The 7,508-nt window shown below is 69.6% G+C and carries 7 protein-coding genes; 3 read left to right on the forward strand and 4 right to left on the reverse strand.

Annotated elements, in window-relative coordinates; translation table 11 throughout:
- The 4 genes from VD972_RS23910 to VD972_RS23925 form a co-directional block, all read right to left on the reverse strand.
- Positions 1-2,591, reverse strand: a 2,591-nt coding sequence (locus VD972_RS23910; RefSeq protein ID WP_324990727.1) for a protein kinase domain-containing protein, incomplete at its 3' end; no start/stop codon positions are given.
- A gap of 344 nt (positions 2,592-2,935) precedes the next feature.
- Entirely contained in the window at positions 2,936-4,003 is a 1,068-nt protein-coding gene (locus VD972_RS23915) for a glycosyltransferase family 1 protein (RefSeq protein ID WP_324990738.1), read from the reverse strand.
- 41 nt (positions 4,004-4,044) lie between these two features.
- A complete protein-coding gene (locus tag VD972_RS23920; protein WP_324990729.1) occupies positions 4,045-4,203 on the reverse strand; it encodes a hypothetical protein in 159 nt (52 codons plus the stop codon).
- The gene (locus VD972_RS23925) at positions 4,200-4,562 is read right to left on the reverse strand and encodes a hypothetical protein (RefSeq protein WP_324990730.1); all 363 of its coding nucleotides are present in this window, start codon (positions 4,560-4,562) and stop codon (positions 4,200-4,202) included. The genes VD972_RS23920 and VD972_RS23925 overlap by 4 nt, the downstream gene beginning before the upstream one ends.
- On the opposite strand from VD972_RS23925, the gene VD972_RS23930 reads away from it, so the two are divergent.
- From VD972_RS23930 to VD972_RS23940, 3 genes are all read left to right on the forward strand, one after another.
- Complete coding sequence (locus tag VD972_RS23930; RefSeq protein ID WP_324990732.1) at positions 4,542-5,675, forward strand: glycosyltransferase; 1,134 nt, start codon at positions 4,542-4,544, stop codon at positions 5,673-5,675. The two genes, VD972_RS23925 and VD972_RS23930, sit on opposite strands and share 21 nt — an antisense overlap.
- A 162-nt stretch (positions 5,676-5,837) precedes the next feature.
- Positions 5,838-7,235: an undecaprenyl-phosphate glucose phosphotransferase gene (locus VD972_RS23935; protein WP_324990734.1), complete on the forward strand. Its 1,398-nt coding sequence runs from the start codon at positions 5,838-5,840 to the stop codon at positions 7,233-7,235.
- A gap of 29 nt (positions 7,236-7,264) precedes the next feature.
- Positions 7,265-7,508 (forward strand): NAD-dependent epimerase/dehydratase family protein (locus tag VD972_RS23940; protein WP_324990736.1); only part of this gene is annotated, 244 nt, incomplete at its 3' end.

Consider the following 7,508-nt stretch of genomic DNA (forward strand, 5'->3'; position numbering starts at 1 on the left):
ACGGCCTCTCCCGTGGCGATCCCCACGCGCAGCTCCAGCGGGTGACTGCTCCCCTTCGTGCGGGTGAGCGCCTCCAGGCCGGACTGGAGCGCCAGGGCCGCCTCCACCGCCCGCTGGGCATGGTTGGGCAGGGCGAGCGGATCTCCGAACACGGCCAGCACCCCGTTGCCGCGCAGAGCCTCCACGCGCCCCTTGTGCCGGACCACCTCCTGGGCCATGGCCTGGAAGGTCTGGCGCCGGTGCTGAATGGAGTCCTCGGGGGGACTCAGCTCCAGCACACCGGGAGGATCCTGCAGCTGCGCATACAGCACGGAGACACGCTTGCGCGCCCCTCGCAGGATCGCCGAGCGCTCGGCATCGGCCAGGAGCTTGCCCAGCTCTGCCTCGTCCAGGTAGCCGTCGAAGGCGCCCCGCACCAGCGAGCGAGCGCGCTCCTCGGCGGACAGCCGGCCCGACAGCACCAGCGCGAATGTCAGCACCGAGGCCGTCATGGGCGCGAGCGGCGCGAGGACCCACCCGCTCTTGGCCAGCAGCAGCGTCCCCCCCAGCAGGCCCAGGAGCACCACCAGCACCGCGGCGAAGGTGAGGGTGGGCCGCAGCACGAGCGCCGCCGCCGTCATCAGCGCGCCGCACAGGAAGATCAGCGCGAGCTCGACGGACCACGGCACCTCGCGCACCGGGTGCTGCTCCAACAGGTCGCTCAGCAGCGTCGCATGGAGCAGCACCAACGGCAGCTGCTGGCCGTTGGCGAAGGGGCCCAGATCCCGAATGCTCTCCGCCGTCTGTCCGAGCAGCACGTACCGGCCCTTGAAGGCCGCGGCCAGCGCGGGAGGGAAGGTGGGAGGATCCGTCTCCCCGATCGCGGCGTACAAGGCGCCATACGACAGGAAGTGATCGGGATCCGGAACCCGGAAGCTGGTGAGCGCGGCCCCTTCCTCGTTCAGCGGGACGTACATGGGGCCGATCCGCAGTCCCCCCTCCACCTGGCGCAGGCCGGTGGCAGGAGTCAGTCCCTGGCCGAGCAGGTACGTGGTCAGCCCGAGCGAGGGGAGCGTCCGCCCGGCGACCTCGGCCAGCAGGTAGGAGCCCCGCACGTTGCCGGAGGCGGAGCGGGCCACCTCCACCTGGGCCATCAGGGAGCTCTTCAGGAGTGGCTCTACCGGAACCAGGACGCGGGTGCAGGTGAAGCGAGGCGCCGGGCCAGCGGGCAGTGACGAGGGCTCCACCTGCTGGGCGAGCAGCTCCAGATCGACGCCCGGGTCCGTGGTGCAGGGCACCGCCAGGGCCACCCGGCCGTAGCGGGCCATGGTGCGGGCGAACGCCTCATCGTGCTCGGGCCCGTCCCGTGCAGGCTGGTAGAAGAACGTGTCCAGTCCCACGGCGGCCACGCCCGCGCGCTGCAGGGCCTCCAGCATGCGCGCCTGCTTGCTGCGGGAGATGGGCCACCCGAGCTGGCGGATGGAGGGCTGGTCCACGGCAAGGATGAACACGTCCGGGTTCCAAGGCTGCGGGCGGGACGTGAGCAGCAACCCCTGGGCTCGCTCCTCGAAGCTGCGCCACGCCTGGGTGGAGGCGACGGCCACCACGAGCGCCGTGGCCAGCACGCCCAGCGCCACGCCCCGGCGCATGCGCTGCCGGACTCGTGCCCGCGAGGACTCATCCTCCTCGGGACTCCGGCTCAGCGCCGCCAGCAGCGCCTCCATGCTGGGGAAGCGCTCCTCGGGGAGCGGGCTCAGGCCGCGCAGCAACACCTCGTGAACCCAGGGCGGCACGCGCAGCCGGCTGAGCGGGGGCTGCAGCGTGCGATCGTAGATGGCCTGGACCAGCGCGGTGGCATCCTTGCCCTGGAAGGGGCGCTGTCCGTAGAGGGCCTCGTAGAGCGCCACGCAGAAGCTGAACTGATCGCTCCGCGCGTCGATGGGCCTCAGCAGCATCTGCTCGGGCGCCATGTACCCGAGCGTGCCCATCAACAGCCCCGTCTGCGTCAGCTCCTGCTGGAGCAGCGGGGCGGGCTGCGCGCGCTCTCCCTCGGGGGGGCTGGGCTCGGCCTCCACCAGGGCGCCCGTCGAGCGCGCCAGTCCGAAGTCCGACACCTGCACCGAGCCATCCACGCCAATGAGGACGTTGCCCGGCTTGAAGTCGCGGTGGATCAGGCCCGCGGCGTGCGCAGCGGCCAGCCCCTCGCCGGCCTTGCGGAACAGCTCCAGGATCTGGTGGAGCGAGCGCCGGGTGCGCATCCACTCCCGGAGCGTGCTCCCCTCCACGTACTCCATGGCCACGAAGAGCTGGCCTTCCCAGGTGACGACGTCGTGGACCGTCACCACGTGGGAGTGGTGGACGCGCGCCATGGCCTGGGCTTCGCGCAGGAGGCGGGCTCGGTTCTCCGGGTTGGCCGACAGGGCGGGGTGCAGCAGCTTGATGGCCACGCGCCGGTCCAGCTCCGGATCGTGCGCGAGGTACACCGCGCCCATGCCTCCCTGGCCCAGCACCCGGTCGATGACGTAGCGGCCGATGCGAATGCCGGGGGCGATGCCCTCCGAGGCCGGCGCCGGCTCGTGGGGGGGCGGGAGGGCTCCTTGCTGGGTCGGCACCTCTGCGTGATGGGAGCCGGGCGGGCTCTGGGGGCTCGGTCGCAGCCTCGCGCGCAGCGGCTGGGTGGGAGCCTCCACGGGCTGCGAGGGGGAAGCGTGTCCCTGGAGGGGGTTCGAGCTCCCCGTCAGCAGGGCCTGGCACCGCGGGCACCCCGGGAGGTGCTCCGTGATCCGCTGCCGACGCGCGGTCGGAAGCTCGCCACGGTTGAAGAGCTCTGCCTCGTGCGCCTTCACGCAGGCAGGGGAGGGGGGACTCGAAGCAGAGCTCGTGGGCAAGGACGGCATCGTCGCCCCCCATTCTCACCGGCCGGCCGGAAATTCGGAAACCCTGGCGGCGGAGCCCGTCACCGGGCGGACCGGGACTTCTCGAGGACCCGCCGGTAGACGGCGAGGGTGCGCATGGCGCACGAGTCCCAGGTGTAGCGCGACGCCCGCTCGCGGCCTTTGTCCACAAGGCCTCTGTGGAGGCGCTCGTCCCTCAACACCCGCAGCGCTGCATCGCTCCACGCCTGGAGATCGTCCGGTGGCAGCAGGAGGGCCGCCTCGCCCGTCACCTCCGGGAGCGCCGAGACGTTCGAGGAGAGCACGGGGCAGCCCGCCGCCATCGCCTCCAGCGCCGGCAGCCCGAAGCCCTCGTAGCGCGAGGGCAGCAGCAGCGCCTCGGCGGCGCCATAGAAGAGGGGCATCTCCTCCTCGGGCAGCTCTGTCAGCTCTACCGTGGAGTCGGGGAACCCGAGCTCCCGGGCCGCACCCTGGCCCGCGAGCAGGACGATGGGCAAGGGCAGCCGCGGTGCGAGCTTCGCCAGCAGCCCGAGGTTCTTGTGCGCCTTGGGGTTGCCCACCGCCGCGAGGTAGCGCTCCGGAAGGCGGCGCCGCTGGCGGAAGTCCCTGGCCTCCAGGGGAGTGGGCGGCTGGTAGAGCGAGTCCACGCCGGGGGCGATGACCTGGAACCGGTAGGGACTCAGGTTCAAGTGCTTCGCCAGCTCCTCGCGGGAGAACTCGGACACCGTCAGCAGCGCCGAGGCCCGCTTCGCCCGGGGGCCGACGACGAGGCGGTAGTAGAGCAGGTGGGCCGGGCTGTAGTTCTCCGGCAGCGCCAGGTGGTTGGCATCGTGGAGCGTGGCCACCAGCTTTCCCATCCACAACCCTGGTAGCGAGAAGGAGGTGGCGTGGAAGAGATCCGGCGAGAGCTCCACCAGATCCGCCAGAAGGGCGGGCTGCTCCCACACGGGGGCCAGGAAGCCCGCGCGAGCACGATGGAGGGGGAGTGACGGAGCCAGTGCGCCCAGCCCCGAGGGCAGTCCCTCGGGGGCGGTGAGCCCGAGGAAACTCAGGTCCGGCGCGAGCTCTGGCAGCCGCCGCGCCAGCTCCAGGGCATAGCGGGCGATGCCGTGCAGCCGGCCTCGGACCATGCGCAGGTCGATGAGGATGCTTGGCACACCCACGAGGCGACTCAGGGAACGCGCTTGAGCGTGAAGCGCGAGTTCACCTTCATGCCGCCCATGCCTTCCATGCCGCCCATGGCCATGTCGGAGGCCAGGGTGCCGGCGAGGGTCAGCAGCCTGCCGGCGGCCACATCGAACCCACAGGTGACATCGACGTCCATCTTCATGCCGCCTCCCATGCCACCACCGGCCATGTCCGCATGCCGCCTCCGCCCATGGCAGCCATTCCGGGCATGCCGGGCATCCCGCCTCCCATGGCTATCTCGAACGTCGTGTCGTCCTCATAGTTGAAGCGGTGGGTGTCGCCCTTCTTCCACCGGTAGTTGAGCTCCACCGCGAGGGCGGAGGTCGAGACGAACAACGCGAGACACGCAGCGAGGACACGAGAGAGACGAGGCATGGAGAGATCCCCTGGCGGATCGAATGAGAGGGTGGGAGTACGGTACGTGGGCTCGCCGCCACGCGGCAACCCCACACCCGTTCCCGAGTGATAGAAGGTCGCCCCGTGAAGGTCGCCCTCGTCCATGACTGGCTCGTCACCCTGAGGGGCGGCGAGCGCGTCCTCGAAGCCCTCTGCGAGCTGTTCCCCGACGCCGACATCTACACGCTCATCCACCAGCCCGGCACGATGCCGCCCATCATCGAGAACCGGCGCATCTACACCTCGTTCCTCCAGCACATTCCTGGCATCCACACCCGCTACCGCCACTTCCTCCCGCTCTTCCCGCGCGCCATCGAGTCCTTCCACCTCGAGGGCTATGAGCTCGTCCTCTCCTCCAGCCACTGCGTCGCCAAGGGCATCCGCAAGCCGCCCGGCGCGAAGCACCTCGGGTACGTGCACGCGCCCATGCGGTACATGTGGGATCTCTTCGATGACTACTTCGGGCCCGGGCGCGCCTCACGGCCCGTGCGCCTCGCCGCGCGCGCTGTGCGGCCTTGGCTCCAGCATTGGGATCGGGAGACCTCTGCCGGCGTGGACCGCTTCATCGCCAACAGCCGCAACATCGCCGCGAAGATCCACCGCTTCTGGCATCGCGACGCGGGCGTCGTCCACCCACCCGTGGATCTCGAGCGCTTCTGTGCCTCCTCCCTCCACGGCACAGGGCAGGGTGGCTACTTCCTCTGGCTCGGCGCCTTCGCCCCCTACAAGCGGCTCGACATCGCCCTGGAGGCCTTTCGCACCCTGGACGCTCCTCTGTGGGTGGTGGGCTCGGGGCAGGAGGCGGCCCGGCTCACCTCGGAGCCACTGCCGCCGCACATCCGCTTTCTTGGCAACGTGCCGGATGCGGAGGTCCCCGCCCTCTACCGCGACGCGCGCGCACTCCTCTTCACCGGCGAGGAGGACTTCGGCCTCACCCCCCTGGAGGCCCAGGCCACCGGTCGCCCCGTGATCGCCTACGCCAAGGGTGGGGTGCTGGAGACCGTCACCCCGCACACTGGCCTCTTCTTCTCCGAGCAGACCCCCGCCGCGCTCGCCGCCGCCGTGCGCCAGTTCGCCGCCTGGGAAGCGGGGTTCCGTCCCGAAGAGGCCCGCGCCCAGGCCCGCCGCTTCTCCAAGGAGGCCTTCCAGCGCGGGATCATGGCCGAGGTGGAGGCGCTCCTCGGCTCGCCTGCCTCCTCTCGCACCGCCCAGCCCTGACACCCGTGCCAGAGGGCCCACCGTTTTTCGCGTGCCCCCAGCTCAGGGGCCCCTGAGGGCGTATGGCAAGCCCTTGGTTTTACGGACCTTTCTGTGCTACGAGCCCTGCGCGAGAATTGCAGCAGCGGGGCCGACCGTTCGGCACGCCACAGGAGTCCCGGGGTGTTCAGTCGTCTCCAGCGCTTCTACACGTCCATCAAGGTCGCCACCGACATCTTCATGCTCGCGGTGGCCTTTGGACTGGCGTACGCCACGCGCTTCATCGGCATCATCCCCGTGACGGATGGCATCCCCCCGCTGGACGAGACGCTCGTCTCGCTGGTGATGGTGCTCGTCATCTTCCCGGTCACCTTCCACCAGGCCAACCTCTACACCACCAATCGTTCGCGTACCCACATCGGTGAGCTGTTCGCCGTCTTCAAGGCCTCCATCACCGCCACGCTCATTCTCGTGGCGCTGACGTACTTCACCCGCGAGCGCTACTCGCGCCTCACCCTGGCGCTCCTCCTCGGCTACTCGCTGGTGCTCGTGTCGGTGACGCGGTTGGTGCTCCGGCTCGCGCTCGCTGAGGTTCGGCGTCGCGGCTTCAACCTGAAGACCATCCTCGTCATCGGCGAGGGCGAGCTCGGCCGGCGCGTCGTGGAGACAGTGCGCGATCACCGCGAGCTGGGCTTCCGCGTGGTGGGTGTGCTCGCGCAGGACTTGGAGAAGGCTCGCCGCAAGGTGCGCGGCGCACCCGTGATCGGCCGGGTGGAGGACGTGGAGCGGGTGCTGGACGAGCAGCCCGTGGACCAGGTCATCATCGCCCTCCCGCTCGAGCAGCAGCTCGTGGTGAAGCAGCTCATGGAGCAGCTGGCGCTGCGCACCGTGGACGTGAAGGTCGTCCCAGACCTCTACCAGTACATCACCCTGTACGGCGGCCTGGAGGAGTTCGGCGGGCTGCCCATCATCAGCCTCCAGGGCGATCCCATGGACGGCTGGAGCCGGGTGGCCAAGCGCGCCTTCGACATCCTCTTCTCGCTGGTGGCCATCCTCGTGTCGGGGCCCGTCATGCTGCTGACGGCCCTGATGGTGAAGCTCACCAGCCGCGGCCCCGTCCTCTACCAGCAGGAGCGCATGGGGATGGATGGGCGCACCTTCCACATCCTCAAGTTCCGCACCATGCGCACCGACGCCGAGGTGGCTGGCGCGCGGATGGCCAGCGAGGAGGATCCGCGGCGCACGCCCATCGGCACCTTCCTGCGCAAGTACTCCATTGACGAGCTGCCCCAGTTCTTCAACGTGCTGGTGGGCGACATGAGCCTGGTGGGCCCGCGCCCCGAGCGTCCCGTCTTCATCGAGGAGTTCAAGCGGCAGATCCCGCGCTACCACCTGCGCCACAAGGTGAAGTCCGGCATCACCGGCTGGGCGCAGATCAACGGCCTGCGCGGCCAGACGTCCATCCAGAAGCGCATCGAGTACGATCTCTATTACATCGAGAACTGGTCAGTCACGCTCGACTTGAAGATCATGTGGCTGACGGTTGTTCGCGGGCTGTTCCAGCGCAGCGCGGCCTACTAACGGGCCAAGACACAGAAGTTATCCAACGCATGTCCAGATACGTCATTACCGGCGCCGCCGGCTTCATCGGCTCTCATCTGAGCGAAACGCTGCTCGACCGCGGGCATTCCGTCGTCGGCATCGACAACCTGCTCACCGGCGACCTGGCCAACATCGCCCACCTGCGCGATCGCGATTTCCAGTTCATCCGTCATGACGTGACGAAGTACATCGACGTCGATGGGCCCGTCGACGCCGTACTGCACTGGGCGAGCCCGGCCAGCCCGGTCGATT

The organism is Hyalangium sp. (genome assembly GCF_035629615.1).
Taxonomy (GTDB): domain Bacteria; phylum Myxococcota; class Myxococcia; order Myxococcales; family Myxococcaceae; genus Hyalangium.